Consider the following 24,949-nt stretch of genomic DNA (forward strand, 5'->3'; position numbering starts at 1 on the left):
AAAGTGACTGTTGGAAGTGGCTGCGGCGGAAGACGCCGGAGCAGGAGTTAGTTCGCGGGCAGGGAGAGCCTGTCCAAGATGTCGGCGGCGATTTCCGCGGGTGTATGCAGGATGTCGATGACGATTCCGGGTTCGTCGTCGGCGAGCGGTTCCAGGGTGCTGATCTGGGAGGGCAGGAGCGAGGCGGGCATGAAATGGCCACTGCGGGTCTTCATCCGTTCACGCAGCACCTCTGCGTCGCCGTTGAGGTGGACGAAATGCACCTGCCCTGAGGCGGTAGCCAGGATGTCCCGGTAGACACGTTTCAGGGCGGAACAGGTGACGATGGTGGACCGTCCGTTTTCGGCCTGAGTGTCCATCCAGTTCCGGATGGAGTCCAGCCAGGGCCAGCGGTCCTCATCGGTCAAGGGGGTGCCGGACGCCATCTTGGCAATGTTGGCTTCGGAATGGAACTCATCCGCTTCGGCGGCAATCCAGCCCAGATGCTCGGACAGCAGGGTGGAGATGGTGGTCTTGCCTGAACCGGACACACCCATAATGACGAGGTGCTGCGGGGCGGGGCTCATATTTCTCCTTTGGACGTCGTTGTCGCCGGAAGAGGGCCGGGCCCTTCCGATGTGATCTGCAGGACAAAGGTATCACCATACAAGTGATTGATGACACCAATGGCGCGTTAGGCTGGTTCATTGTAGATTTCAGTCCCTGCCAGGGCGGAGACACGGTTTCTATCCGTTGCGGAGCATGCAAGGGTGACCGGCTCAACATTTCACGTATCGCACGTCAGGGGAACAGTGTGGACAGCAAGGAGCGGCCGCGGGCGGCGGCAACGGTTCTTAACGGGGCGATCATCGATGCCATCGGAACAGACATCATCGCCGGCACGCTTCGGCCCGGGGACCGGTTGACGCTGGAGGGGCTGCAGGAGGAGTTCGGCGTCTCACGCACCGTGGTGCGGGACTGCATGCGGATCCTCGAATCCATGAACCTGGTGTATTCCAAACGGCGCGTCGGGATTGTGGTTCAGGACCCGTCACACTGGAATGTTTTCGATTCACGCATCATCCGCTGGCGCTTGAGTGGTACCGGCAGGGATCGCCAGTTTCGGACGCTGACGGAACTCCGGGTGGCGGTGGAGCCGATGGCAGCCGCCGGTGCAGCCCGGCACGCAGGCGCTGCGGAGCGGCTGGCGCTGGTGGAGCTGGCGGCGCGCATGCGCCTGCTGGGTGAGGAGGGCCGGCTGGAGGATTTCCTTGCCGCGGACATTGCCTTCCACACCTTGCTGCTGCGCTCCAGCGGCAATGAGATGTTCGCTTCCCTCATTGAGGTGGTGGCGGAAGTCCTGACCGGACGCACCCATCAGGGACGCATGCCGGATCATCCCCGCGAGGTGGCACTGCAGGGGCATGAGCGGGTGGCCCGGGCTGTGGCTGAGGGCAACAGTGACGAGGCGATGAGGCAGATGGCGGATCTGCTGGAAGAAGTCCGGACCGCAGTGGCCTAGGTCTGTCCGGGTTCCCGCGCGGTAGGAGAAACGGCTGCGGCCGGCACTTCCCGCAGAGGGGAGGCCGGCCGCAGGGCGAACGGAGTTAGACCGTAGGCTGGCTGTTGGCGTCTTCGGGAGTAACCACAGTGGCGGTCGCCTTGATGTTCTCGGCGTCCACCATCCAGGCGTACTGCTCCAGCTTGCCGATAAAGCCGTGCAGGATGTCCGCGGTGGTGGGATCTTCCTCGTCCACCTGGTCGTGCACCTCACGCATGGTGCCAACGGTTGCGTTCAGCATGGCAACCGTCAGGGTGACGGTGTCCTTGGTGTCCACAAGTCCGGCGGGGAACGGGGCAAGCGAGGTGCCCTCGGCCACTGCAATGCTCCGACCGTCGGGAACGGCCCCCAGCGCACGCATGCGCTCGGCCAGCTCATCGGCGAAAAGGCGGGCATCTTCGATGATTTCATCGAGCTGCAGGTGGAGGTCGCGGAAGTTCTTGCCCACAACGTTCCAATGCGCCTGCTTGCCCTGCAGATGCAGCTCAATGAGGTCCACGAGGACGGCCTGCAGATTGGTGGTCAGTTCTTTGGATGCCTTCACGTTTCCTCCAATGTTGACGAAATATGTTGACGAAAGACGCCTGCAGCACAGTGGTTTCCGTGTGGAACCCCGGCCGCAGTAGCCAACCTAAGTAAGCTTACCTTCTGGTTGAAGTCAATGGGTCCATTGGGTAGCGTGAGGGCCCCGAAGCGCAAAATGCTTCCAACCGGCACGATCCGACTACCGGAGGGACCTCCATGACCACCGTAGAAGAGTCCATTGATGTTGCAGTTCCCGTGTCCACGGCTTACAACCAGTGGACCCAGTTTGAGTCCTTTCCCCGGTTCATGGGCGGAGTTGAATCCATTACCCAGACCTCGGAGACCAAAAACCACTGGGTCACGAATATTGGCGGCGTCAAGCGTGAGTTCGATGCCGAAATCACGGAACAGCATCCGGACGAGCGGGTCGCCTGGAAGAGCACCGACGGAACCTCGCATGCCGGAGTGGTGACCTTCCACCGGCTCGGGGAGGCTGAAACCCGGGTGAGCGTCCAGCTGGATTGGAACCCGGAAACGTTCATCGAGAAGGTGGGTTCGGTGGTGGGAGCCGATGACCGGCAGGTCAAGTCGGATCTCAAGCGTTTCAAGGAATTCATCGAGAGCCAGGGTGCATCGACGGGTTCCTGGCGCGGCAATGTTGATGCCCCGCCCACGGCGCCCGATGCACCCGTCACCTCGACCTCTTCCTTGGCAGCGGCGCCGGAGGCAGATCCCGCTATGGATGATCCGGAATCGGGCGGTCCGCGGGCAGGGTTGTAGCAGCCGGGGGCCGGACCCTCCCGGCCCGGCCCCCGTCGGGTTTGGCCCCGTCAGGCCCGGTCCAGCCCCCGGACTGCCGGACCTTCCAGCAGTCCACCGTCCGCTGCAAACCGTGAGCCGTGCAGGGGGCAGTCCCAGGATGCTTCTGCGTCGTTCCAGGCGAGGACGCCGCCCAGATGTGGACAGACCGCGGACACCCGGGAAACCTCGCCGTTCACGGTGCAGATTCCCACGGGCCGCAGATTCCGGCGGACCACTTTCCCCTGGCCCTCGGGCGGGACCGCTTCGTCCGTGTCCGCCAGGGACGAAGCCCAGCCTGCGAGCATTTCCAGCCCCACCTCCGCGTTGTCCCGCACAGCGGAGAGCACGTCGCGGGATGAGAGTTTCGGCTGGTACCAGCTCTGCGCACCGTTTCCCTCCGCCGCGGGGGCGATGGCCTGACTGAGGGCGAGGGCGGCAGCAACGGCATTGGTCATGCCCCATTTGTTGAAACCCGTCGCCGCGAAAATGCTGCCGTCACCAAAAGGAACCTGCCCCACATAGGGCACTCCGGAGGCGGGCTCATAGTCCTGGGCGGACCACGCATAAGTGGGATCCGCCACCGCAAAATGATGTGTGGTCCACCGTGACAGGTCCTCCACCAGTGACTGCGGATGCGGGTGGCGGCCGACGGCGTGGCCGTTCCCGCCGGAAATGAGGTAATCCGTTCCGCCGACACGGGCCGTACGCAGGGACCGTGAGGGGGAGTCAACGGACAAGTACATCCCCTGCGGCACCGCTCCGCGGATCGGATGGGCCATGGCGTAGGAACGCAGCGGCAGAAGCCGGGCGAAATAACCGCCGCGGTCCAGGATTGGTATTCCGGTGGCCAGCACCAGATGGCGTGCTGACACGGAACCGGAGGGAGTCAGGACGCGGACCCGATTGTCCGCCGCCCTGCCTGCTCCGGTGACCCGGATCCCCTGAACCAGGGTCCCTCCCGCTGCCCGCAGTTCCGCAGCCAGTGCTGCCAGCGCCTGCAGGGGGTGGATCTGCGCCTGTTCAGGCAGTTCCAGGGCTCCGGAGACTTCAAAGGGCAGTTCGGTTTCCAGTGTCATCTGCGGTAACAAGCCGGCCGCTGTGGCGGCTGAAAATTCAGCGTCCAGGCTCTGCCGGCCCTTCTCGCTGAGGGCGTAGGTGTAGGCGGTGCGGATGTCGTGGTCCACCCCATGGTCGCGGCAGAAACGGAGCAGCCATTCCTGGCCTGCCCGGTTGGCGTTCACGTAGTCGCGGACGGCGTCGGCTCCTTGATGGGAGGCGATGTTGGAAAGCTGAACACCTTGGAGCAGGGAGACCTTTGCCGTGGTGTTCCCCGAGGTTACCGCTCCCACCTGCCGGGCCTCCAGCACCGCAACCTTCTGGCCGCGGCGGGCCAGCAGCAAAGCAGCCGCAAGTCCGGTCAGGCCGGCTCCGGCCACCACGACGTCATATTCCCCAGAGGGAATAAACGGGTCTGAGGAGACGGGCGGGGCAGTGGACAGCCAGAGACTTTCCATGTTCAGGCCTCCATCCAGTCTGTGGAGACAATGTGCGAGCCGCCCTGCGGCCCCATCTGCAGCATCCCGCCGTCAACGGGCCAGGAGGCGCCGGTGACGTAGCTGGCGGCCGGGGAGGCGAGAAAGGCGACGACGGCGGCGATCTCGCGGGCGTCGCCGGGCCTGCCCAGGGGTATGCCGGGACGCTCCGCCCGGTGCGGGTCCTCGTCATGCTGGTCCGTCATGGGGGTGGCGATTTCGCCGGGAGCCACCGAGTTTACGGTGATCCCGTACCGGCCAAGTTCCAGGGCCATGACCTTCATGAGACCGCCCAGCCCGTGCTTGGAGGCCGTGTAGGCCGCCGATCCCACCCGCGGCTGGGTTTCATGAACGCTGGTCACGGCGATCAGACGCCCTTCCCGACCCGATGCCACCATTTTTTTGGCGGCGTGCTGCAGGCAGACAAAGGCTCCGTTGAGGTTGGTGTTCAGGGTGTCCATCCAGGTGGGAAAGTCCAGCTCGAGGAAGGGTTTGCCGTCCCCGGTGCCTGCGTTGTTGACGAACACGTCCAGTGATCCCAGCTCCGCCGCAAGGTGGTCAATGACCTGCCCGCAACCCGGGAGGTCCGTGGTGTCCAGTCGTGCTGTGACTGACTTTCGACCGAGGGCGCGCACTTCCTCCGATGTCTCCCTGGCCCCCTGCTCATCGGTGTGCCAGGTGATGCCCACATCCATTCCTGCTGCTGCGAGGGCAACCGCGGTGGCCCTGCCGATTCCGGAGTCGGAGCCCGTGACGATTGCGGTGCGAGGGGCGAAAACCATGATGGGGGAACCCTTTCGATGCCGTTCAGTTCAGGATGCTAAGTATGCTTCCCATGATCTGGTGATTGTGCAACAGTTGAGGAATTGTTCGCTCCGGGGAAAACGCGTTGAGCACTAGTCGGCCGCGGCCGGCAACACATGTCGCCGAGGCATAAGGAGTTTCCAATGTCCTATCCCATCCGCGGCAGGTCAGTCCGCCGCACCAATGCACAGCGAGCCTCATGGTATTTCGGCATTATCTTCATCCTGATCGGTGTTCTGGGCTTCGTTCCCGGAATCACCTCCAACTACGACGTCCTTTATCTTTCAGGGTTTGAATCCGAAGCACTGCTTATGGGTGTTTTCCAAGTGTCCATCCTGCACAACATCGTCCACCTGCTGTTCGGGTTTCTCGGACTGGTCATGGCCCGAACCAACAGACTGGCCAGGATCTACCTCATTGGCGGCGGCATCGTCTATCTGCTGCTGTTCCTTTACGGACTGATCGTGCCGCACCACTCCGAGGGGAATTTTGTTCCCGTGAACTCCGCGGACAACTGGCTCCACCTGATCCTGGGGGTCGCCATGGTGGGACTGGGCCTGCTGTTCGGCTCACGTTCCGTTCCTGGGCGTACCTCTCCGGCCTAGTGCTCGGGAACGTTCACTCGGGGTGAGGAAGACGGGACGGCATCGGGGCTTCCGGGCACAGGGACGGAGGGCTCCCGAAGGATTTTCACAGTTCCTGTGCCAGCTGCTCCCGCGCTGACGGGCTGACGGGCACCCCCAACCTCCGAGGGGTTCTGGTCACCGGCGGGCCTGATGGCTAGCGTAGGGACATGGACGCTACCGAAATTCAGCACCGTATTTCAGAACTCGTGGAGAAGGAACAGGAGCTGCGGGATTCCCCGGCCGACGACCATCCCGAAGACCGGCTGGAGCAGCTGCGCCGGGTTGAAGAGCAGCTGGACCAGTGCTGGGACCTGCTGCGTCAGCGCCGTGCGCGGTTGGATGCCGGGGAAAACCCGGACGACGCGACGGTGCGGCCGGTGGGGGAAGTGGAAGGCTACCGGCAGTAGTTACTCAGTGCGGGGAAGGACCTCCCGGGCGAGGGCCGCCATGCCCATGGTCCGGCGGAACGGGCTGTTGCCCCGCACAGCCTCCAGCAGTGCCCAGAGTGTCAGGGAGCTTTTGCTGAGGGTGCCCAGAAGATCCCGGTACTTTGGCGTCAGGGCCATCATGGAGGCGGCACCGAAGCCGGCCCAGGCGAGGATGGGCAGGTTGGGAACTTCGAGAATACGGATGCGTCCGTTGCGGTCCCGGAAAAAGTTGGTCAGCGCCATGGTCTAGGCACCCTTCCTGGTCTTGGCTGGAGCCTTGCGTGCGGGTTTCTTGTCCGCCGGTTTGTCGTCGTCGTCCTTTTGGGTGCGGGACGATGAGCGCGTCCCGGAACCGGAGGACTTTGTCCCCGAGCCGGCTGATTTCTTGTCGCGGTTCTTTTCCACGCTGCGTCGCAGGGCTTCCATCAGGTCCAGGACCTTTCCGCCCTCCTCTTCGGTTTCGGTGCCGAAAGTCTCTTCGGTATCCAAGGCTTCGCCCTTGTCCAGTTTTGCCTCGATCAGCGTTTTCAGCTGAACCTGATAGTCGTCAGTGAACTCCTCCGGACTGAAGTCCGAGCTGAAGGACTCCACCAGGGTGGACGACATTTCCAGTTCCTTGGCGCTGATCCGCACCTTCTCATCCAGGGACGGAAAGGAAGCTTCCCGGACTTCGTCCTCCCACAGCAGGGTCTGCAGGGTCAGGACGTCGCCGCGGACGCGCAGCGCGCCGAGCCTGCTCTTCTGCCGCAGCGAAAACTGCACGATGGCCGTGCGGTCAGTGTCCTCCAGCGTACGGCGCAGCAGCACATACGACTTGGTTGACTTTGAATCAGGCTCCAAATAGTAGGTCCGGTCAAAAAGGATGGGATCCACCTGATCGCTGGGCACGAATTCGACGACGTCGATCTCCCGGCTTTTCTCCACCGGCAGGGATGCCAGGTCCTCGTCAGTGAGAACGACCGTCTGCTCGCCGTCGTCGTACGCCTTGGCAATGTCTTTGTACTCCACCACTTCGCCGCAGATTTCGCACCGCCGCTGATAGCGGATGCGGCCGCCGTCCTTGTCGTGGACCTGGTGCAGGCTGACGTCGTGGTTCTCGGTGGCGGCATAGACCTTGACCGGCACATTGACCAGCCCAAAGGCTATGGCACCCTTCCAGATGGCTCTCATGTCCTACAGTGAACACCAAACCGGGGGGACTCGGCCAGAGCGGCGCTAACCCTGCTGCGAGGTTTCCAACTCACGGCGGATGGCCCGGTAGACGTCCGGATTGGCGAAGTAGGCGCTGTGCGAACCCGGAAACGGCTCTCCGGAGGTAACTTCCTCATCGGTGATCCGGCCGCCGTGTCCGGCGAAGACCCGCTCGCTGCAGAAGGAAAGCAGATCGCGTTCGTCCCAGAAGTTGAGCCAGGGCACCGGCAGCGTACCCTGCCCGCCCGGAGCCAGGTGCGCAAGTCCGCCCAGCAGGTAGAGCCAGGGGCTCTGGGAACCGGCCGTGACGAGCAGATCCACGCGAACGCCTTCAGCTATCCACTCAGGTGCGGTTACCAGGTCCAACGCGGCCACCCCGCCCAGGCTGTGACCGAACAGGATCACGGGACCATCCTGGTTCGCCATCCGCAGGGCATGGGTGATGGCGGTGCGCGCCTCGGCGCCGTGGCGCAGGTAGTAGATGATGCTGCGGGAAAAGTCCGATGCGGCTTCCGTCAGCGGTACCCGGCGGCGGATGGCGACGTCGGTGACCAGGTTCAGGGTGAGCCGCTGCAGGCTGCTGCCCAGCAGGTTTTCTTCCTCGGCTTCGAAGGCAGCAGGATCGTCCTCCCGCGGTGCGGCCGAAGCTCCGGAGTTTTCGCCGGTCTGGATTCCGTCGGCGGAGGCCTGCGGGGGCCGGTGCAGCGGGGGAGCGGTGACAAGGTCCAGTCCGGCCAGAGCCAACCCGCGTTCCGCGGCGTCGAGCTCCATCGGGCCGGAAGGTGTCACCGGCTGATAGCGCGGGGGAAGGGCGGGAACCACGCTGACGTCGGGGGCCGCACCGGCGGCCCAGGTGACGTCGAGAACGGAATAGCCCTCAAGGACCGGATCCTGGGCAAGCATCCAGCGGATGGTTTCGGCGGGGACGGGATCAGGGCCGCCGGTGCCCTGCAGGAAAACCAGGGTGCCGGCGGCATTGGGAGCTGCGGGGAACATCGGGGCCTTTCCGAGCGGAATCGTGGGTTGAGATCCGAGCCTTGTGCCTCATCGAGTGACGCGGTCAAGCGGAAATCTACGCCGTTTTCCCGCATGATCTCCACACTCGGCGGGCATGGGCGGGTTTGCAAGGGCGGATAATGGAACCGGCAACGGAGGGTGGAACTGTGGGCAGGGATGCATCAACCGGCGGGGAACCAACGGGGCGGTCCGAACTGACGGTGGGCCAGATGGCCGAACGCAGCGGCGTGAGCGTTTCCGCCCTGCACTTCTATGAACGCCAGGGCCTGATCAGCAGCCGCCGCACGGCCGGAAACCAGCGCCGCTTCGACCGCTCGGTCCTGCGGCGGGTGGCGGTTATCCGAGCGGCGCAGCGGGCCGGCATTCCCTTGTCCGCCATTGCCCGGGCATTGGATGAGCTGCCCAAGGACGCCGTGCCGGACCAAAACGACTGGCAGCGGCTCTCCTCTGCCTGGCGCCAGGATCTGGACGCGCGGATCCATTCCCTGGAGGCACTGCGGGACCGTCTCGGCGGGTGCATCGGATGCGGCTGCCTGTCACTGGCCGAATGCCGGTTCGTCAATCCCGACGACGCATCGGCCGACCGGGGAACCGGTGCCCGCGCCTTCGAATTTTAGGGCACGGCCCGACGGCGTGTGCCGGCTTTCGATTTGACCTCAACCATAGTTGAGGTTCTAGCGTTGAATCATGCTGACAGACCATTTCAAGGACGCTTTCCGCGCCCATCCGGCCGGAGTTGCCGTTATTACCGCGCAGGGCGACGCCGGGCCGGTCGGATTGACTGCTTCCTCCGTGTCCTCCGTCTCCGCGGATCCGCCCATTCTGGTCTTCTCACTGGCGTCAGCCCAAGGATCCGCCGGTGTCATTGCCGCCGCTGACACCGTGGTGGTGCATCTCCTGGGGGCACGCAACGCTCCGCTGGCATCTCTGTTTTCCCGGCCCGGCACTGACAGATTTACCCCGGAACTGGCCTGGGAGAATCTGCCCACCGGAGAGCCTCTGCTCATGGATGCTCCGCATGCCCTGCGTGCCCGCGTCCTGAGCCGCACCGCCGTCGGATCCTCCGTCCTGGTCACCGCGGAGGTCCTGACCATCCTTGCCTCCGGCGAACCGGACGCCCCGCTGGTCTATCACAACCGCACCTACCACCGCCTGGGTTCCCACTCCGCGTTGTGAGCATTCGGCTTCCCGGTCGACAGGACACGCGGTCACAGGGCGGCCCGTGGCTGCGGCCTGGTTTGCTGTAAGGATGGAAGGAAGACCCATCAGCGAGAGAAACGGGAACACCATGGCCATGAAGAAATCCCTCAAGGACCTCACTCACCAGCAGAAGAAGCTCGTGGGCGTCTCCGCCACCGTGCAGTTTGCCCTCGCAGGTTTGGCTTTGGCAGACATCTGGCGCCGCCCGGCGTCCGAGGTCCGCGGTTCCCGGGCACTCTGGTCTGCTGCCTGCGCCGTGAACTTCATCGGCCCGCTGTCCTACTTCATCTTCGGCCGGCGCAAGTAGGCTTGGCCCCGCCAACCCGGCGTCCGCCCGTGCGCAAAACCGGATCCGGCAAGGCGGGCTCCGGTAAAACCCGGGCACCCGCCCTGGATCCGGTTTCCCTGCACGGACTGGAAGAGGCGTCCGCCCCGGAGGAAGCAGGCACCTTTGAAGGACTGCACTTTGACGGGCAGTCCTTCGACGGCACCGACCTGCAGGGCAGCACCTTTTTGGAGTGCGAATTCAGCTCGGTGACCATGACGGACACTGGCCTGCGCGGTGCCCGGTTCCTGGAATGCCGGTCCGCCGGCCTGTACGCCCCGGTGTTCCGGGCGCCGCGGGCCACCTTCCGCGACGTGGTGCTGGAAGGCAGCCGGCTGGGCTCGGCGGAACTCTACGACAACGGCTGGAACAACGTGCACGTGGACGGCGGCAAGCTGGATTATGTGAACCTGCGCAGTTCACGGCTCACCGACGTGCTGTTCACCGGCTGCACGATCGAAGAACTGGACCTGGACGGCGTCCACGCCACCCGGATGGCGTTCCGCGACTGCCGCATCGGCGCCCTGAACCTTTCCGGTGCAGTGTTCCAAGACGTTGACCTGCGCAGCACCGAGCTGCGGTCCATCACGCACCTGCCCGGGCTGCAGGGCGCCACGATCGATGACGGGCAGCTGATGCTGCTGGCACCGCTGCTGGCCGCCAACCTCGGCCTGCGCGTGGAGGGCTGAGTCAGCTTTCCTGGGCGACCTTGGACGCGTTCTTGATGATGTTCTTGGCCATGGATGGAAAAATCAGGGTGTGGAACGGCGCAATCAGCCACCAGTACAGCTTTCCGCCCAGCCCTTTGGGGAAGTAGATGGCGCGCTGCCGGTACAGGCTGCCGTCGCCGTCGGGATCCACCCGCAGTTCCAGCCAGGCCTTGCCCGGCACCCGCATTTCGGCCCGCAGCCGCAGCAGGCTGCCGCGCTCCAGCAGTTCCACCCGCCACCAGTCCACCACGTCCCCGGTGAACAGGGTGGTGGGATTGCGGCGTCCGCGGGTCAGACCGGCCCCGCCCACGGTCTTGTCCAGCACCCCGCGGATAGCCCAGGCCATCGGCAGCGAATACCAGCCGTTCTTTCCGCCGATTCCTTCAATCACCTTCCACACATGCTCGGGAGCCACCGAGGAACGGCGCTGCCGGGAGTCCACGTACACGGTCTGCCCGGCCCAATTCGGGTCACTGGGCAGCGGCGAGGACGCATCATCGGCCGACGGTGACGCGCCGGCCCACGTGGTTTCCACCTCGCCGCGCATTTCCTTGCCCAGCGCCCGCTTCACCGCTTCCTGATACCCGGTGCGGCCACTGTCAGGCTCCGGCACGTACTGGTCAATGTCGTGTTCCTTGGAGACGGCGTCGTGCTGCAGCGATTCCACCAGCGGCAGGGACATGGACCGCGGAATCGGCGTCACCAGGGCCACCCACAAACCCGCCAGCCGCGGCGCGGGCAGCGGCAGGGCGTAGATCCGCCGCTGCGGCAGGCCGGCTTCTTCCGCGTAGCCGTTCATGATCTCCGCGTAGGTCAGCACCTCGCGGGAGCCGATGTCGAAGGTGCGGTTGGTGCCCGCCGGGAGGTCGACGGCGCGGACCAGGTAGTGCAGGACGTCGCGGATGGCGATGGGTTCGATCTTCCGCCGCACCCAGCTGGGCGCCGGCATGACCGGCAGGGTTTCGGTCAGGTGGCGGATCATCTCAAACGAGGCCGAGCCGGAACCGATCACCACGCCGGCCTGGTAAACGACGGCGGGAACCTTGCCCTCGAGCAGGATTCGCCCCACTTCCGTGCGGGACCTCATGTGCGGGGACAGTTCGCCCTCCGGATGCAGGCCGCCCAGATACACGATCCGCTGCACGCCGGACTCCGCTGCGGCATCCGCCACCAGATGCGCGATCTGCTGTTCCTGGTCCGCAAACCCCTTGCCCGAGGCCATGGAATGCACCAGGAAGTAGAGCGTGTCCATGCCCCGCATGGCCTCACCCACTGAGTCCTTGTCCGTGAGGTCGCCCTGGACGATTTCGACGTCGTCGTGCCACGGAACGTCGTGCAGTTTCTCCGGGGAGCGCACCAGAACCCGCACCTTGTGGCCGTCCTCCAGCAGCAGCGGAACCAGCCGCCCGCCGATGTAGCCGGTGGCACCCGTTACCAAAACACGCTGCGCTTCAGTCATTTTTCCAAGCTACACAGTTCTTCCGCCGTTGCGCAGGGCCGGCGGAACGCCCTTGGCGTAATCTGCTCAGCAGGCTGACCAATAGTGGAAATTGCCTGCCGATCCCGGTAAGACTAGGGACCATGGCGAGCAGCGGAGCGGGTCTGAGACAGCAGGAGACCGTGAATGTGGACGGACACCGCCTGCGGCTGACCAATCTCGACAAGGTGCTGTATCCGGAAACCGGAACCACCAAGGCGGATGTACTGTCCTATTACGCCGCCGTGGCCGAGGCGCTGCTGCCCCATTCCCGCGACCGTCCGGCCACCCGCAAGCGCTGGGTCCACGGGGTGGGGGTTCCCGGAGATCCGGGGCAGGTTTTCTTCCAGAAGAACATTGAGACCTCGGCTCCCACCTGGGTGAAACGGTTTCCGATCGAGCACAAAAGCGGCACCAATATTTATCCGCTGGTCAATGACCTGGCGACGCTGATCTGGCTGGCGCAGAGCGCAGCCCTGGAAATCCATGTGCCGCAGTGGCGCTTCGGTCCGCGCGGCAAGATCAACAACCCGGACCGCCTGGTGCTGGACCTTGATCCGGGGGAGGGTGCGGACCTGGCGCAGTGCGCCGAGGTGGCCCGCCTGGCCCGGGACATCCTCGCGGACATGGGCCTGGACGCCCGCCCGGTCACCAGTGGTTCCAAGGGCATCCACCTGTATGCCGCGCTGGACGGCAAGCAGACCTCGGACGAGGTCAGCGCCGTCGCCCATGAACTGGCGCGGGCGCTGGAAGCGGACCATCCGGACCTGATCGTGTCCGACATGAAAAAGTCGCTGCGCACCGGCAAGGTGCTGCTGGACTGGAGCCAGAACAACGGCAACAAAACCACCATCTGCCCCTACTCGCTGCGCGGCAGGTTCACGCCCACGGTGGCGGCGCCGCGCACCTGGGAGGAGCTGGAGGATCCGGACCTGGCCCAGCTGGACTATGAGCAGGTGATGCAGCGGCTGGATGACGACGGCGATCTGCTGGCAGGCATGGCCACCGGTGCCGGGGAACTGGACGCCGAGGCGCTGGAGGAGGCCGTGGCGGAAGGGGCCGACGGCGGCGGGGCGGGGGACCGGCTCAGCAAATACCGCAGCATGCGTGACGCCGCGAAAACTCCGGAACCGGTCCCGGCGGAACCTGCCGAGCCGTCGGAGGGCAACAGCTTTGTCATCCAGGAACACCACGCCCGCCGCCTGCACTGGGATTTTCGGCTGGAGCACGACGGTGTCCTGGTCTCCTGGGCGCTGCCCAAGGGTCCGCCCGACTCGCCGGACCAGAACCATCTGGCGGTGCAGACCGAGGACCATCCGCTGGACTACGGGAGCTTTGCGGGCACCATTCCCAAGGGGGAATACGGGGCAGGCGAGGTGCGCATCTGGGACCACGGAACCTACGAGCCGGAGAAATGGCGCGACGGCAAGGAAGTCATTGCCGTGCTGCACGGCCAGCCCGACGGCGGCCTGGCGTCCGAGGGAAGCGCGGACCGCCGCTTCGCCCTGATCCACACCGGAGGCAAGGGCGGCAAGGGCGGAGACAACAACTGGCTGATCCATTTGATGAAGCACCAGCCCGCGCCCGCGGACAACGTCGACAAGACGGACACGGCAGCGGCAGCGTCGCCTACTGCCACTGTGGCAGCCGCCGCGGCAGCACCTGCCCCGGCCGCCAAGGCGTTGCCGGACACCGCCGGGGTGTCCAAGGCCGTCGCGGCCGATGCCGGGGAACACGGCATGCCCGCCGTGGAACCGATGCTCGCCACGCTCGGCACCCGGGCGGACGTGAACGACGCTGATGGAAACGAACATGACGAATGGGCCTTCGAAATGAAGTGGGACGGCGTCCGCGCCGTGGTGGACGTGACGCCGGAGGGAACCCGGCTCATCAGCCGCAACGGCAACGACATGACCGCCGCCTATCCCGAACTGCAGGAACTGAGCCGGCATCTGAACGGGGAACGCGCGGTCCTGGACGGGGAAATCGTCGCGATCAACAAGGCGGGCCGGCCGGACTTCGGGCTGCTCCAGCCGCGCATGCACCTCACCAAGAGGCGCGAAATCGAGGCCGCCGCAGCCCGCACTCCCGTGCACCTGATGCTCTTTGACCTGCTCTGGCTGGACGGAAACTCACTGCTGGACCTGCCCTACACGCAGCGCCGTGAGATCTTGGAATCTGCTGTGGACCCGGCGGGGGAGGACGGCCACGTTCAGGTGCCGCCGGCGCTGGACATGTCCATGGACGAGGCAGTGGAGGCCAGCAAGGAGCTCGGTCTGGAAGGGGTCATTGCCAAACGCCGGACCAGCACCTACGCCCCCGGACGGCGTTCCAAGAACTGGATCAAGCTCAAGAACTCCTTCACCCAGGAAGTGGTGATTGTCGGCTGGCGCCCGGGCAAGGGCAACCGGGCCTCCAAAATCGGCTCCCTGCTGGTGGCCGTTCCGGACGGTCACGAACTGACTTACATTGGCCGGGTGGGCTCCGGACTGAGCGAAAAAGATCTGGCCCTGGTGGGCGGAAGACTCAAGAAGCTGGCCCGCAAAACGCCTCCGCTGGACGGTGTTCCCAGTGCCGACGCTTCCGACGCACAGTGGGTGCGTCCCGTCCTGGTGGGAGAAGTGACCTACTCTGAACGAACATCCACCGGCAAGCTGCGCCATCCCGCCTGGCGCGGCCTGCGCCCGGACAAGAAACCCTCCGACGTCGTCGTCGAAACCCCTGAGTCCTGACGCCCCTGACCACCGCACACCCCCATACCCACCCGACCAGACCGCACGCACTCCAACCGTCCCCAAGCACGGAGGAACCGCATGACCTCTGCACAAACTGCACCGGACCAGCCGCTCAGCGACACCCTGAAGGATGTGGACACCTGGTGGCGCGCCGCCAATTACCTCTCCGCCGGGCAGATCTACCTCCGGGACAATCCGCTGTTGCGCCGCCCGCTGGAGAAGGAGGACGTCAAGGCCCGGCTGCTCGGCCACTGGGGCACCACGCCCGGACTGAACTTCATTTACGCGCACCTGAACCGGCTGATCCGCGAACAGGACCGCAAAGTCCTGTTCATCACCGGCCCCGGCCACGGCGGGCCGGCCAACGTTGCCAATGCCTGGCTGGAGGGAACCTACTCCGAGGTCTACAGCCACGTGGGCCAGGACGAGGACGGGCTGCGCACGCTCTTCAAGCAGTTCTCCTACCCCGGCGGCATTCCCAGCCACGCCGCCCCGGAAACCCCCGGTTCCATCCACGAGGGCGGGGAGCTGGGCTATTCGCTGGCGCACGCCTACGGTGCCGTCTTCGACAACCCGGACCTGATTGCCGCCACGGTGATCGGCGACGGCGAGGCCGAAACCGGGCCGCTGGCGGCCAGCTGGCATTCCAACAGCTTCCTGGATCCGGCCGTGGACGGCGCCGTGCTGCCGATCCTGCACCTGAACGGCTACAAGATCGCCAACCCGACCATCCTCTCGCGCATGCCCGAGGAGCAGCTGGTGAAGCTGATGGAGGGATACGGCTACCACCCGTACCTCGTCACGGTGACCGATCCGGCGTCGACGGCGCAGGCACACGCCGATTTCGCCGCTGCACTGGAAGCGTGCCTGGCGGAAATTGACGAGATTCAGGCTCCGTACCGCAACGGTGAGCGGGTGGCTGTGCCGGCCGACGCCCCGGATGCTGCGGCCACCCTCGAAGCGCGGAACGAACACGCCCCGCGCTGGCCCATGATCGTGCTCCGCTCGCCCAAGGGCTGGACCGGCCCCGCGGTGGTGGACGGCCAGCAGATGGAGGGCACCTGGCGCGCGCACCAGGTGCCGCTGTCCGGAATCCATGAAAACCCCGAGCACCTGGCGCAGCTGGAGGAGTGGCTGCAGTCTTACCGGCCCCAGGAGCTGTTCGACGACGACGGCCGGCTGCTGCCCGACATCGCTGCCCTCGCGCCGGAGGGGGACCTGCGGATGAGCGCCACCCCGTATGCCAACGGCGGCCGGCTGCTGCAGGACCTGAAAATGCCGGCCTACGCGGATCACGCCGTGGAGGTGGACGCACCGGGCACCAAGCGGGTTTCGCCCATGATCACCGCGGGCGAATATCTGCGCGACGTGATCTCGCTGAATCCGTCCAACTTCCGTGTTTTCGGCCCGGATGAGACCGCGTCCAACCGGCTGCAGGCCGTTTACGAGGTCACCGACAAGGCCTGGCAGCAGCGCATCGACGAGATAGACGAGCATCTGGCCCGCAGCGGGCGGGTGGCCGAAGTCCTCTCCGAGCACCTGTGTGAGGGCTGGCTGGAGGGTTACCTGCTGACCGGGCGGCACGGCGTCTTCAACTGCTACGAGGCGTTTGTCCACATTGTGGATTCCATGTTCAACCAGCATGCCAAATGGCTCAAGGTGAGCCGGAGCCTGTCCTGGCGCCAGCCCGTCGCCTCGCTGAACTACCTGCTCTCCAGCCACGTCTGGCAGCAGGACCACAACGGTTTCTCGCATCAGGACCCCGGTTTCATTGACCACGTGGTGAACAAGAAGGCCGAAGTCATCCGGGTGTACCTGCCGCCGGACGTGAACACCATGCTGGCTGTCACCGAACACATCCTGGGCACCCGGGACCGGGTGAACGTGGTGGTTTCCGGCAAGCAGCCCACCCCGGCCTGGCTGAATCCGCAGGACGCCCAGCTGCATGTGGAGCGCGGTGTCGGCATCTGGGACTTCGCCGGCAGCGAAACCGCCGGGCCCGGCACAAAGTCCGATCCCGACGTCGTGCTGGCCTGTGCCGGAGACGTGCCGACGCTGGAAACCGTGGCGGCGGCGGGCCTGCTGAAACAGCAGCTTCCGGACCTCAAAATCCGGGTGGTCAACGTGGTGGACCTGATGCGGCTGCAGGACCCCGGAGAGCACCCGCACGGGCTCTCTGACAGGGATTTCGACACCCTGTTCACCAAGGACCGGCCCATTATTTTTGCCTATCACGGCTATCCCTGGCTGATTCACCGGCTCACGTACCGTCGGACCAACCACGGCAATCTGCACGTGCGCGGCTACAAGGAAGAGGGCACCACCACCACGCCCTTCGACATGGCCATGCTCAACCAGATCGACCGTTTCCAGTTGGCCATCGACGTGCTGGACCGGGTAGCGTCGCTGGGATCAACGCAGGCCGGTTTCCGGCAGTGGCTCCAGGATGAACGGGCCCGCTGCCGGCAATACACCCGGGACGAAGGGCAGGATCCGCCGTACATTACCGGCTGGGAACTGCAGGAAGCCTCGGAACAAACCGCGGACTGAGCCTGCGGGTACGTACGATCCATCTATTGAAGGAGAGTTCATTGACCACTGATCAGAGCAGTGTTGTTGTCTCACGAATCATCGACGCTTCAGCAGCAGACATTTTCAACCTCCTGTCCAACCCCGAGCGCCATCACGAGCTGGACGGCTCCGGCATGGTCGTTTCGGACGAGAAGACCGACCGCATCACCGCTTCCGGGCAGGTCTTCACCATGAACATGCACAACGAGAAAATGGGCGACTACCAGACGGAAAACACCGTCACCGGGTACGACCACAACAAGCTCCTGGCCTGGCAGACGGCTCCGGCCGGCACCGAGCCCAAGGGCTGGCAGTGGGTCTGGGAGCTCGAACCCATGGGTCCGGACTCCACTGAAGTCACCCTCACCTATGACTGGTCCAACGTCACCGACAAGGAGACCCTGAAGAAGGTGTCCTTCCCGATGGTGTCCAAGGAAGACCTCGAGGAGTCGCTGAACAAGCTGGCTGCCGGAGTTTCCGGAGCCTAACGCGTTTACCCGCATAACGACGGCGGCCGGTTCCCTTCACGGAGAAGGGAACCGGCCGCCGTCGTTATGCCGTGATGGGAGCTGCGGGTGCTTAGACCGCGGACCAGCCGCCGTCGGAGGGCAGGATGGCGCCGTTGATGTTCACGCCGTCGTCGCTGAGCAGGAACGTGATGGACGCTGCCAGCTCCTCGGCGGAAGCCAGGCCCGGAATGTTGATGCGGGCGGGGCCGAGGCGGGCTTCGCCGTATTCGCTGGTCTTGCCGCCCATCGGAATGCCGGTGGCCACGCCGCCCGGAGCCACGGCGTTGACGCGGATGCCTTCCTTGGCGTACATGAACGCGGTGCTGCGGGTAATGCCCACAACCGCGTGCTTGGAGGCCGTGTAGGCCACGCCGGATGCCGAGCCGCGCAGGCCGGCCTCGGAGGTGATGTTCACGATCGAGCCCTTGTGCGCTTCGAGCATGGTCGGCAGCACGGCGCGGGTCAGGCGCATCAGGCCCTCCACGTTCACGGCGAAGATCTTCTGCCACATGGCATCGGAGACCTCGTGCAGCGGGGAGAAGTCGTCATTGATGCCTGCCACGTTGGCCAGGCCGTCAATCTTGGCGCCGGACGCTTCCATGATGCGGTCAATGGCGGCGGCGTCGGTGAGGTCTCCCGCAACCGGAACAATGGCGTCGCCAAGCTCGGCGGCGAGCTCCTTGATGCGGTCCTCGGCAATGTCGACGGCGATGACGCGGCCGCCTTCACGGACAATCCGTCCCGCGGTGGCGCGGCCAATGCCGGAACCGGCGCCGGTGACGATGACGGTGCGGCCTTCGAAACGTCCCTCGACGGTCGGCAGGACGGTCTCGGCGGTTTCGGGCATGACGCCGCCGTTGGCCTGCTTCACGAGTTCATCTACGGCTGCCTGCGGGAACTTGCCCCCGCTCAGGTCGACAAGCTGCTGCAGCTTCAGGGTCAGTGCCGGGCCCAGCGTTGACTCGTCGCTGCCGGAGGCGGCGAGCATGCCGCGGATGGCGGGTCCGCCTGCCGGGTGGTCGAGCCACTGCTGGACGGTGTTCTGGGCGGTGATGGGCTGGTTGGCCATGGACCGGTCCTTTCGTTGCGGGGGCGACCGAAGTGCGGCCGCGGTTGCCAGGCAATCCACGAGGGGTTTCCCCGTACTGCTTACACGTGTAAGTTGCCTGTAAAGTCAGAGTACCGGAGAAAGCCGGCGGATATAAGGCAGTAATTTCGGCGGAAAGGAGGGGCCCGTGGAACGCAGGGCTACCTCCAGTGATGTGGCACGTGAGGCAGGCGTCTCGCGGGCTACGGTCAGCTATGTCCTTAACGGCCGAAGCGGGCAAAGCATCTCCGTCGCAACCCGGAACAAAGTGCTGGCTGCCGCCCGGAATCTGGGGTACATCCCGTCCGCAGCCGCCCGCACGCTGCGCAGCGGCCGCAGCACGCTGGTATTGATGCTGCTGCCGCCCGAACCGCTTGGCCGGGCCCAGGCCATGGTGATCGACGCGGCCTCGGAGTACCTGGAGCAGCACGGGTTGCGGCTGGTGGCCCACCGGTTGCCTCGGAGCGGAGGTGCGGTGTCCCTGGTGCATTCCTTGGTTCCTGCGGCACTGATCCTCATCACTCCGCTGGAGGACGCGGAGCTGGCTGCCCTGCAGGCCACCGGGATCAGGATGGCCTCGCTGCACTCGACACTGCATGATCCGCTCGGGCCGGACCTGGGCATCGGCGCACTGCAGGTCCGGTACCTGGCCGACGCCGGGCACCGCCGGATCGGCGTGGCCGTGCCGGAGGGTGCCGGCTACGGCTGGCGTGTACAGGTGCGCCTGGCCGCCATCGAGCACGCCTGTGATGTCCTTGGCCTGCCGCGTCCCGCCGTCGCGCATCTGCGGCTGGACGCCGCCGATGCCGCAGCCGCCGTCGCCCGCTGGCTTGAAGGCCCGGAGGCGGTAAGCGCAGTGTGCGCCTTCGACGACGACCACGCCTTCGCCCTGCTGTCCGGTTTGGCGGTCCACGGACTGACGGCGCCGAAGGACCTGGCGGTGATCGGTGCCGAGGACATTCCGCTGGCGTCCCTCGCCGTGCCGCCGCTGAGCACCGTCCGGCTCGACGCCGCACGGCTGGGAGAGCGGTTTGCACAGATGGCGCTGGGCGAAACGGCCGCTGAAGGACTGCCGCCCGTCAGCCTGGTTCAGCGGGACTCCGCCTAGCTGCGGTCCGGGCCTACGCGTGCCGCCAGACGGACCTAACCGTGCGGCCAGGCGGCGACCGCCTGGTCAATCGCCCGCCGTGCCGCCGCCGGAACGCGTTCCAGCAGCTCCACCACCGGTTCCGATTTGGCGCGGGAGGTGGTGCGCGGCAGCCGCCAGGTGCCGACGGTGACCCCGTCCACCACCACAACCGGGCGGAAAACCCCGTTCCGGCCCGGAACTATGGCATCCAACATCGCAGGGCCGGCCGTCAGGGAACGGTCCGCGTAACCAAGGATCCACTCATCAAACCCGGGCAGCAGCACCGCTCCCGTTGGCTCCGCCGGCGGCGGAGCACCGATGATCCAGGCGGGCACGCCGTCCACCTCCACCGTGGTGAGGTCCTCCACGGTGGCGGCCGCACGGCGCAGTACTGTCCGTGGCAGCTTGGTCCACCAAGCGAGGTCCGCCTCGGTCACCGGTCCGCGGGCGAGGACAAACCCGCGCACTATCTGCGCCAGCGCAGCCTCCGGATCCGCGGGCACCAGGCCCGGGGAAAGGGTGAGGAGCTGTTCCGGGCGGTCCGGATGGAACGCGCCCCAGTGCACATGGCCGGCGACGGCGAGATGCAGGAGCAGGCGATAACCGGGTCCGCCCGCCGTTCCGATGCCCGCGGCGTCCCACAGGGAGAGGGCTTCGGCCCGGGACAGAGGACGTTTTTCCAGTGCCTCCAGCAGCACATCCCGGGCGTGGGCAACCGTGCGGTCATCCAGCCCCAGCTCCTCCCGGTTCCGCGCTGTTGCCCGGTGAACGCGCTCGGCGGTGAAGAACAGCAGTGCGGCGAGGTGCTCCGGCGTCGTCACGAACAGGGTGCCCCGCATGGGCCAGCTGCGGACCAGCACACCGCCGTCGAACGCGGCCCGCACATCAGGCACCGTGGTGCCGGGACGGGAGCGCAGCGCGACGGCGCGCAGTACGGCGGGCAGATCCTGGCCCTGCAGCGCCACCGCCCGGTTCACGACGTCGGCCGGCAACAGGTCCGAACCGCCCAGCAGCTGGGACCGCCACCGGATCCGGCGTGCATCCTCGCCGCTGAGTTGGATAACCATCCGCTCACGGTAGGCGGCGGAGGGACGTGCGGCAAGGATCAGCGCAGGCAGGGACCGATTGGGAGAAAAACCTCAGGCCGGTCCAGCGTTCAGACTCCGCTGCCGTCCCCGAAGCCCTCACAGAAGGTGCTTTAGGCGTTGTCCTCCCGGGCACGGAACAGCTGCATCTGCCGGTAGCGGCGGCCCAGCGACTCGCGCCGCGGCTTGGCCGGCGCATCTTCCGGCTCCGCGGTGAGGTCAATATGCTTCTTGCCGAAGCGCCACAGCAGCAGGTCATCGAGCAGCCGGTCCGGTCCCGGGGAGTAGCGGTGGTCCAGGGCCTTGCGGACCTTGGTGATGATGTCCGCCTGCAGCAGTCCGGCCAGGTCCATGGTGGTCTTCATACCGTGGGCGGCCAGCAGTTCGGCGGCCCAGCCCCAGTCATCCCCGGCCTTGCGGTTGACGTGCGGCAGGAGGGTCATCCAGACGTCGCGGATCCGGTTGGGAGTGAGCGGTGCGCTGCCCTGGCCGTCCTCATCCCAGAAACCGGTGACCGTTTCGTAGCGCTCGTGCAGTTCGGCAAACGCGGTTTCCACGGTTTCCAGCATGGCCGCCGTGGCAGTGAACTGGCGGTCGAAGTAGGGGCTCCAGGCCCGCGGATCACCGGCCTTGAACCGGATGTCATGCTCAATCTCGGACCAGGCGTGGGCCAGCACGGTGCGGATCTGCACTTCAAACTGGTAGCTGCCGTTGGGCCGCTGCTCCGGGTCCAGGAGCTTGTGGAATTCCCGAACGGTGTCATTCTGGATGGTCCGCAGGACCAGATGCCGGCTGGAATACCCGTAGGTGCCGGATTCGATCGACCCGATGTCCTTCTCCCGGTCCCCGCGGCAGTCGAACTCGGCACGCTGGCGCTTGATCAGGTTGGCGGCCTCATCGACCTCGTGCGGCAGGGTTACGATCACCCGCAGTCCCACCAAATCGATCAGGTTCCGCAGCGGATCGGGAAACAGCAGGGTCGGCAGCTCGGAGGGATCCTCGGACGGCAGGGTCCGGGCAGCCTTGTCCCGGAAGGACTCCACTGTTTTGGTCCGTGAAGCCACGAAAAGCGGGCGGACGGGACTGTCCGTGAAGATGGCTCGGAGGCTCTCCTCCATTTCACGGGTGAGCTTTTCCAGAGCCGGACGGACCCGCGCATATTCATCGATGCTCGCCTGGACCACCGGACGCAGCCGGTCATCGAGGCTGTCCCACGCGCCCATAGAAAAAACCCCGTTCCTTCACCTGTGGTTGTGTTGCCGGCCGTCCGGTCCGACCGGACGCTAGGCTCAACTACCAGATTAGGCCAGATGAAGGGATGGTTATGATGCCGTTCGACCCGCAACGCCTTGCCTACGGTGAACACCCGGACCAATACGCGGAACTTACGCTGCCGGAGGACGACGACGGCGACGCTGTGCGTTCCGGAAACGTGCCGTCCGGAAACGTTACGTCCCGAAAGGCCGGCGGCGTGGTGGTCATCATCCACGGCGGATACTGGCGTTCCCGGTACACGGCAGAGCTGGGCCGGCCGGCGGCCCGGGACCTCGCCGCCCGGGGTTATGCCTGCTGGAACCTGGAGTACCGGCGGGCCGGCAACGGCGGCGGCTGGCCCGAAACGTTCGAGGACGTCAGCGCCGGCATCGATGCGCTTGAGCCGGCAGCCCAAAAGCACGGCCTGGACCTGGAACGGGTCACAGTGCTGGGACATTCCGCCGGCGGGCACCTGGCGGTGTGGGCCGCCGGGCGCACGGAGGCGGCGGTGCCAGTGACCGCCGTCGTCAGCCAGGCCGGCGTCCTGAACCTGGCCGAGGCGCTGGAACTGAACCTGAGCGACGGTGCGGTGCGCAATTTTCTCGGCTCCTCCCCGGACGCCGATCCGCACCGCTACCGCAGTGCGGATCCCATGCAGCGGCTCCCGCTGGCCGTGCCCGTCACCGCCCTGCACGGGGACAGCGACAAAAATGTTCCGCTGAGCCAGTCCGCCGGATTTGTGCAGGCGGCCGTGGACGCGGGTTCGCCCGCGGAACTGCGCATGGTCCCGGGAGACCACTTTGACCTGATCACGCCCGGCACGCAGGCCTGGGCCGCCGTCGTCGAAGCCGTGGCTGATGCGTCCGAACTGCGGGCAACTTAAGGAAACCGGGAGAGTGCTCTGTTAGGTTGAAAGCGTGCTTACAGTCATCGGCGAAGCCCTCGTGGACGAGGTTCTCAGCGACACCGCTCCCAAACGTTTCCATCCCGGCGGGAGCCCGCTCAACGTGGCCGTGGGCGTGGCCCGGCTGGGCCGTCCGGTGCAGTTTGTGGGCCGCTACGGCACGGACGCCTACGGGCAGCTGATCGGAGAACACCTGAGGGCGAACTCCGTGCTGACCCCGCTGCCGCCCGATGACCTGCCCACCAGTGTTGCCACCGCCGTCTTGGACCCGGCCGGCGGCGCCCGCTACACGTTTGACCTGCAATGGGAGCTCCCGTCCCTGGCTGACGCACTGCCCCCGCTGCTGGACGGCACCACCATGCTGCACACCGGTTCCATTGCGGCCATGCTGCGGCCCGGCGCCGATGCCGTGCTGCAGGCGGTGGAACGCGCCCGCCCCTCGGCCACCATCACCTATGACCCCAACTGTCGGCCCTCGACCATCACGGATGTGTCCTACGCCCGGGAACAGGCGGAGAAGTTCGTGGCCTTGGCCGACGTCGTCAAGGCCTCGGACGAGGACCTCGCCTGGCTGTACCCGGAGGAAGATCCCCGGGACGCCGCCCGGCGCTGGCTGGCCATGGGACCGGCGCTCGTCGCCGTCACCGGCGGATCCAAAGGAGCCTGGGCCGTGGCTGGCTCCGGGGAGGCTGAGGCCTCCGTTCCGCCCGTGACCGTGGTGGACACCGTGGGTGCGGGGGACTCCTTCATGTCAGCCCTCCTGGTTTCGCTCATGGACCGGGAGCTCGACGGCGGTGCCCGCCGTCCCGAGCTGGCCAGGATCGGCGCCGGGGACTTGTCCGCCGTGCTGGACTTTGCCGTCCGGGCCGCAGCCGTCACCGTCTCGCGGGCCGGCGCCAATCCACCGGCACGCGAAGACCTTTCCAACCCCTGACGAACCTTCCACGCCAAGGAGATCATGATGCAAAGCTATGACCCGTACGAAGCGCTTCCTTCGGTGCCGGCCTTTACCGTCACCAGCGAGGACTTCGCGAACATGGAACCGTTCAAGGCCGCCCAGTACAGCGGAAAAATGGGGATCCCCGGCGGGGAAGACGCCTCCCCGCAACTGACCTGGTCCGGAGCGCCTGAGGGCACCAAGAGCTTCGCCGTCACCGTGTTTGACCCCGACGCGCCCACAGGCAGCGGTTTCTGGCACTGGGCGGCCTTCAACATTCCGGAGTCCGCCACATCGCTGCCCGGCAACGCCGCCAACACGGACAACCTGCCGCAGGGCACCGTGCAGCTGCGGAACGACGCCGGATTTGCCGGCTTTGTGGGCGCGGCACCGCCTCCCGGCCACGGACCGCACCGGTACTTTGTGGTGGTCCACGCCGTCGACGTCGAAACCCTGGATGTTCCGGCCGATGCAACCCCCGCCTTCCTGGGGTTCAACCTGTTCACCCACACTTTGGCCCGCGCCCGCATGGTGGGTTTGGCCGAAGTCTCCGCCGACTGAC

26 protein-coding genes are annotated in these 24,949 nt (G+C 65.8%); 15 read left to right on the forward strand and 11 right to left on the reverse strand.

Annotated elements, in window-relative coordinates:
- Window positions 1-47: 47 nt before the first annotated feature.
- On the reverse strand, window positions 48-566 hold the full coding sequence (locus tag MUG94_RS00170) for a gluconokinase (RefSeq protein ID WP_227890968.1): 519 nt from the start codon (window positions 564-566) through the stop codon (window positions 48-50).
- A 227-nt stretch (window positions 567-793) separates the two neighbouring features.
- Between MUG94_RS00170 and MUG94_RS00175 the strand changes: the two genes are divergently transcribed.
- Complete coding sequence (locus tag MUG94_RS00175) at window positions 794-1,501, forward strand: FadR/GntR family transcriptional regulator (RefSeq protein ID WP_227907375.1); 708 nt, start codon at window positions 794-796, stop codon at window positions 1,499-1,501.
- Window positions 1,502-1,586: 85 nt separating this feature from the next.
- On the opposite strand, the gene MUG94_RS00180 is transcribed toward MUG94_RS00175, so the two are convergent.
- Complete coding sequence (locus MUG94_RS00180; RefSeq protein ID WP_227907376.1) at window positions 1,587-2,084, reverse strand: Dps family protein; 498 nt, start codon at window positions 2,082-2,084, stop codon at window positions 1,587-1,589.
- A 197-nt stretch (window positions 2,085-2,281) separates the two neighbouring features.
- On the opposite strand from MUG94_RS00180, the gene MUG94_RS00185 reads away from it, so the two are divergent.
- A complete protein-coding gene (locus MUG94_RS00185; protein ID WP_341482151.1) occupies window positions 2,282-2,845 on the forward strand; it encodes an SRPBCC family protein in 564 nt (187 codons plus the stop codon).
- Window positions 2,846-2,895: 50 nt separating this feature from the next.
- Here the strand turns inward: MUG94_RS00185 and MUG94_RS00190 are convergent, their stop codons facing one another.
- A complete protein-coding gene (locus MUG94_RS00190) occupies window positions 2,896-4,380 on the reverse strand; it encodes an FAD-dependent oxidoreductase (protein WP_227907379.1) in 1,485 nt (494 codons plus the stop codon).
- A 2-nt stretch (window positions 4,381-4,382) separates the two neighbouring features.
- Window positions 4,383-5,180, reverse strand: a complete 798-nt coding sequence (locus tag MUG94_RS00195; protein WP_227907384.1) for an SDR family oxidoreductase — start codon at window positions 5,178-5,180, stop codon at window positions 4,383-4,385.
- A gap of 165 nt (window positions 5,181-5,345) precedes the next feature.
- On the opposite strand from MUG94_RS00195, the gene MUG94_RS00200 reads away from it, so the two are divergent.
- Together MUG94_RS00200 and MUG94_RS00205 are read left to right on the forward strand one after the other, a co-directional pair.
- Complete coding sequence (locus tag MUG94_RS00200; RefSeq protein WP_227907387.1) at window positions 5,346-5,807, forward strand: DUF4383 domain-containing protein; 462 nt, start codon at window positions 5,346-5,348, stop codon at window positions 5,805-5,807.
- A 188-nt stretch (window positions 5,808-5,995) separates the two neighbouring features.
- Entirely contained in the window at window positions 5,996-6,235 is a 240-nt protein-coding gene (locus tag MUG94_RS00205) for a DUF2630 family protein (RefSeq protein ID WP_227907388.1), read from the forward strand.
- Here the strand turns inward: MUG94_RS00205 and MUG94_RS00210 are convergent, their stop codons facing one another.
- From MUG94_RS00210 to MUG94_RS00220, 3 genes are read right to left on the reverse strand one after another with little or no spacing between them, the layout of a single operon-like run.
- Window positions 6,236-6,499: a hypothetical protein gene (locus MUG94_RS00210; RefSeq protein WP_227907389.1), complete on the reverse strand. Its 264-nt coding sequence runs from the start codon at window positions 6,497-6,499 to the stop codon at window positions 6,236-6,238.
- 3 nt (window positions 6,500-6,502) lie between these two features.
- Window positions 6,503-7,426 carry a non-homologous end joining protein Ku gene (gene ku / locus MUG94_RS00215; protein ID WP_227907390.1) on the reverse strand — a complete coding sequence of 308 codons (924 nt, stop codon included), beginning with the start codon at window positions 7,424-7,426 and terminating at the stop codon, window positions 6,503-6,505.
- Window positions 7,427-7,471: 45 nt separating this feature from the next.
- Complete coding sequence (locus tag MUG94_RS00220) at window positions 7,472-8,443, reverse strand: hypothetical protein (protein WP_227907392.1); 972 nt, start codon at window positions 8,441-8,443, stop codon at window positions 7,472-7,474.
- Between the two features lie 140 nt (window positions 8,444-8,583).
- Here MUG94_RS00220 and soxR point away from each other — a divergent pair, with 140 nt between their 5' ends.
- The 4 genes from soxR to MUG94_RS00240 all read left to right on the forward strand — a co-directional run bounded on the left by soxR (window position 8,584) and on the right by MUG94_RS00240 (window position 10,678).
- A complete protein-coding gene (soxR, locus tag MUG94_RS00225) occupies window positions 8,584-9,081 on the forward strand; it encodes a redox-sensitive transcriptional activator SoxR (RefSeq protein ID WP_227907395.1) in 498 nt (165 codons plus the stop codon).
- A gap of 70 nt (window positions 9,082-9,151) precedes the next feature.
- On the forward strand, window positions 9,152-9,640 hold the full coding sequence (locus MUG94_RS00230; protein WP_227907396.1) for a flavin reductase family protein: 489 nt from the start codon (window positions 9,152-9,154) through the stop codon (window positions 9,638-9,640).
- A 73-nt stretch (window positions 9,641-9,713) separates the two neighbouring features.
- Window positions 9,714-9,971, forward strand: coding sequence for a PLD nuclease N-terminal domain-containing protein (locus MUG94_RS00235; RefSeq protein ID WP_227890980.1), 258 nt, complete (start codon window positions 9,714-9,716; stop codon window positions 9,969-9,971).
- 29 nt (window positions 9,972-10,000) lie between these two features.
- On the forward strand, window positions 10,001-10,678 hold the full coding sequence (locus tag MUG94_RS00240) for a pentapeptide repeat-containing protein (protein ID WP_227907397.1): 678 nt from the start codon (window positions 10,001-10,003) through the stop codon (window positions 10,676-10,678).
- A gap of 1 nt (window position 10,679) precedes the next feature.
- Here the strand turns inward: MUG94_RS00240 and MUG94_RS00245 are convergent, their stop codons facing one another.
- Window positions 10,680-12,158, reverse strand: coding sequence for an SDR family oxidoreductase (locus MUG94_RS00245; RefSeq protein WP_227907400.1), 1,479 nt, complete (start codon window positions 12,156-12,158; stop codon window positions 10,680-10,682).
- 122 nt (window positions 12,159-12,280) lie between these two features.
- Here MUG94_RS00245 and MUG94_RS00250 point away from each other — a divergent pair, with 122 nt between their 5' ends.
- The 3 genes from MUG94_RS00250 to MUG94_RS00260 all read left to right on the forward strand — a co-directional run bounded on the left by MUG94_RS00250 (window position 12,281) and on the right by MUG94_RS00260 (window position 17,970).
- Window positions 12,281-14,908: an ATP-dependent DNA ligase gene (locus MUG94_RS00250; protein ID WP_227907401.1), complete on the forward strand. Its 2,628-nt coding sequence runs from the start codon at window positions 12,281-12,283 to the stop codon at window positions 14,906-14,908.
- Between the two features lie 81 nt (window positions 14,909-14,989).
- A complete protein-coding gene (locus MUG94_RS00255; protein ID WP_227907405.1) occupies window positions 14,990-17,461 on the forward strand; it encodes a phosphoketolase family protein in 2,472 nt (823 codons plus the stop codon).
- A gap of 41 nt (window positions 17,462-17,502) precedes the next feature.
- Window positions 17,503-17,970 (forward strand): SRPBCC family protein, encoded by a 468-nt coding sequence (locus MUG94_RS00260; protein WP_227890985.1) that lies wholly within the window; start codon window positions 17,503-17,505, stop codon window positions 17,968-17,970.
- A gap of 91 nt (window positions 17,971-18,061) precedes the next feature.
- On the opposite strand, the gene MUG94_RS00265 is transcribed toward MUG94_RS00260, so the two are convergent.
- Window positions 18,062-19,060, reverse strand: coding sequence for an SDR family NAD(P)-dependent oxidoreductase (locus MUG94_RS00265; RefSeq protein WP_227907407.1), 999 nt, complete (start codon window positions 19,058-19,060; stop codon window positions 18,062-18,064).
- Window positions 19,061-19,226: 166 nt separating this feature from the next.
- On the opposite strand from MUG94_RS00265, the gene MUG94_RS00270 reads away from it, so the two are divergent.
- Window positions 19,227-20,186: a LacI family DNA-binding transcriptional regulator gene (locus MUG94_RS00270; RefSeq protein ID WP_227907409.1), complete on the forward strand. Its 960-nt coding sequence runs from the start codon at window positions 19,227-19,229 to the stop codon at window positions 20,184-20,186.
- Window positions 20,187-20,221: 35 nt separating this feature from the next.
- Here MUG94_RS00270 and MUG94_RS00275 read toward each other — a convergent pair whose 3' ends face one another.
- On the reverse strand, window positions 20,222-21,274 hold the full coding sequence (locus tag MUG94_RS00275; RefSeq protein ID WP_227907411.1) for a DNA glycosylase AlkZ-like family protein: 1,053 nt from the start codon (window positions 21,272-21,274) through the stop codon (window positions 20,222-20,224).
- Window positions 21,275-21,405: 131 nt separating this feature from the next.
- Complete coding sequence (locus MUG94_RS00280; RefSeq protein ID WP_227890989.1) at window positions 21,406-22,515, reverse strand: GTP pyrophosphokinase; 1,110 nt, start codon at window positions 22,513-22,515, stop codon at window positions 21,406-21,408.
- A 101-nt stretch (window positions 22,516-22,616) separates the two neighbouring features.
- On the opposite strand from MUG94_RS00280, the gene MUG94_RS00285 reads away from it, so the two are divergent.
- From MUG94_RS00285 to MUG94_RS00295, 3 genes are read left to right on the forward strand one after another with little or no spacing between them, the layout of a single operon-like run.
- The gene (locus MUG94_RS00285) at window positions 22,617-23,429 is read left to right on the forward strand and encodes an alpha/beta hydrolase family protein (RefSeq protein ID WP_227907414.1); all 813 of its coding nucleotides are present in this window, start codon (window positions 22,617-22,619) and stop codon (window positions 23,427-23,429) included.
- 34 nt (window positions 23,430-23,463) lie between these two features.
- On the forward strand, window positions 23,464-24,384 hold the full coding sequence (locus tag MUG94_RS00290) for a carbohydrate kinase family protein (protein ID WP_227907415.1): 921 nt from the start codon (window positions 23,464-23,466) through the stop codon (window positions 24,382-24,384).
- Between the two features lie 27 nt (window positions 24,385-24,411).
- On the forward strand, window positions 24,412-24,948 hold the full coding sequence (locus MUG94_RS00295; protein WP_227907563.1) for a YbhB/YbcL family Raf kinase inhibitor-like protein: 537 nt from the start codon (window positions 24,412-24,414) through the stop codon (window positions 24,946-24,948).
- Window position 24,949: the final 1 nt, after the last annotated feature.

Source organism: Arthrobacter gengyunqii, assembly GCF_023022985.1.
GTDB classification, from domain to species: domain Bacteria; phylum Actinomycetota; class Actinomycetes; order Actinomycetales; family Micrococcaceae; genus Arthrobacter_B; species Arthrobacter_B gengyunqii.

Excerpts from the sequence above, each read along its gene's own strand:
- MUG94_RS00275 (WP_227907411.1), bottom strand. The coding sequence starts at position 21,274 with ATGGTTATCCAACTCAGCGGCGAGGATGCACGCCGGATCCGGTGGCGG.
- MUG94_RS00205 (WP_227907388.1), top strand. The coding sequence starts at position 5,996 with ATGGACGCTACCGAAATTCAGCACCGTATTTCAGAACTCGTGGAGAAG.
- MUG94_RS00190 (WP_227907379.1), bottom strand. The coding sequence starts at position 4,380 with ATGGAAAGTCTCTGGCTGTCCACTGCCCCGCCCGTCTCCTCAGACCCG.
- MUG94_RS00295 (WP_227907563.1), top strand. The coding sequence starts at position 24,412 with ATGCAAAGCTATGACCCGTACGAAGCGCTTCCTTCGGTGCCGGCCTTT.
- ku (WP_227907390.1), bottom strand. The coding sequence starts at position 7,426 with ATGAGAGCCATCTGGAAGGGTGCCATAGCCTTTGGGCTGGTCAATGTG.
- MUG94_RS00265 (WP_227907407.1), bottom strand. The coding sequence starts at position 19,060 with ATGGCCAACCAGCCCATCACCGCCCAGAACACCGTCCAGCAGTGGCTC.
- MUG94_RS00245 (WP_227907400.1), bottom strand. The coding sequence starts at position 12,158 with ATGACTGAAGCGCAGCGTGTTTTGGTAACGGGTGCCACCGGCTACATC.
- MUG94_RS00200 (WP_227907387.1), top strand. The coding sequence starts at position 5,346 with ATGTCCTATCCCATCCGCGGCAGGTCAGTCCGCCGCACCAATGCACAG.
- MUG94_RS00220 (WP_227907392.1), bottom strand. The coding sequence starts at position 8,443 with ATGTTCCCCGCAGCTCCCAATGCCGCCGGCACCCTGGTTTTCCTGCAG.
- soxR (WP_227907395.1), top strand. The coding sequence starts at position 8,584 with ATGGAACCGGCAACGGAGGGTGGAACTGTGGGCAGGGATGCATCAACC.
- MUG94_RS00195 (WP_227907384.1), bottom strand. The coding sequence starts at position 5,180 with ATGGTTTTCGCCCCTCGCACCGCAATCGTCACGGGCTCCGACTCCGGA.
- MUG94_RS00255 (WP_227907405.1), top strand. The coding sequence starts at position 14,990 with ATGACCTCTGCACAAACTGCACCGGACCAGCCGCTCAGCGACACCCTG.
- MUG94_RS00170 (WP_227890968.1), bottom strand. The coding sequence starts at position 566 with ATGAGCCCCGCCCCGCAGCACCTCGTCATTATGGGTGTGTCCGGTTCA.
- MUG94_RS00230 (WP_227907396.1), top strand. The coding sequence starts at position 9,152 with ATGCTGACAGACCATTTCAAGGACGCTTTCCGCGCCCATCCGGCCGGA.
- MUG94_RS00285 (WP_227907414.1), top strand. The coding sequence starts at position 22,617 with ATGATGCCGTTCGACCCGCAACGCCTTGCCTACGGTGAACACCCGGAC.
- MUG94_RS00235 (WP_227890980.1), top strand. The coding sequence starts at position 9,714 with ATGGAAGGAAGACCCATCAGCGAGAGAAACGGGAACACCATGGCCATG.
- MUG94_RS00250 (WP_227907401.1), top strand. The coding sequence starts at position 12,281 with ATGGCGAGCAGCGGAGCGGGTCTGAGACAGCAGGAGACCGTGAATGTG.
- MUG94_RS00280 (WP_227890989.1), bottom strand. The coding sequence starts at position 22,515 with ATGGGCGCGTGGGACAGCCTCGATGACCGGCTGCGTCCGGTGGTCCAG.
- MUG94_RS00185 (WP_341482151.1), top strand. The coding sequence starts at position 2,282 with ATGACCACCGTAGAAGAGTCCATTGATGTTGCAGTTCCCGTGTCCACG.
- MUG94_RS00210 (WP_227907389.1), bottom strand. The coding sequence starts at position 6,499 with ATGGCGCTGACCAACTTTTTCCGGGACCGCAACGGACGCATCCGTATT.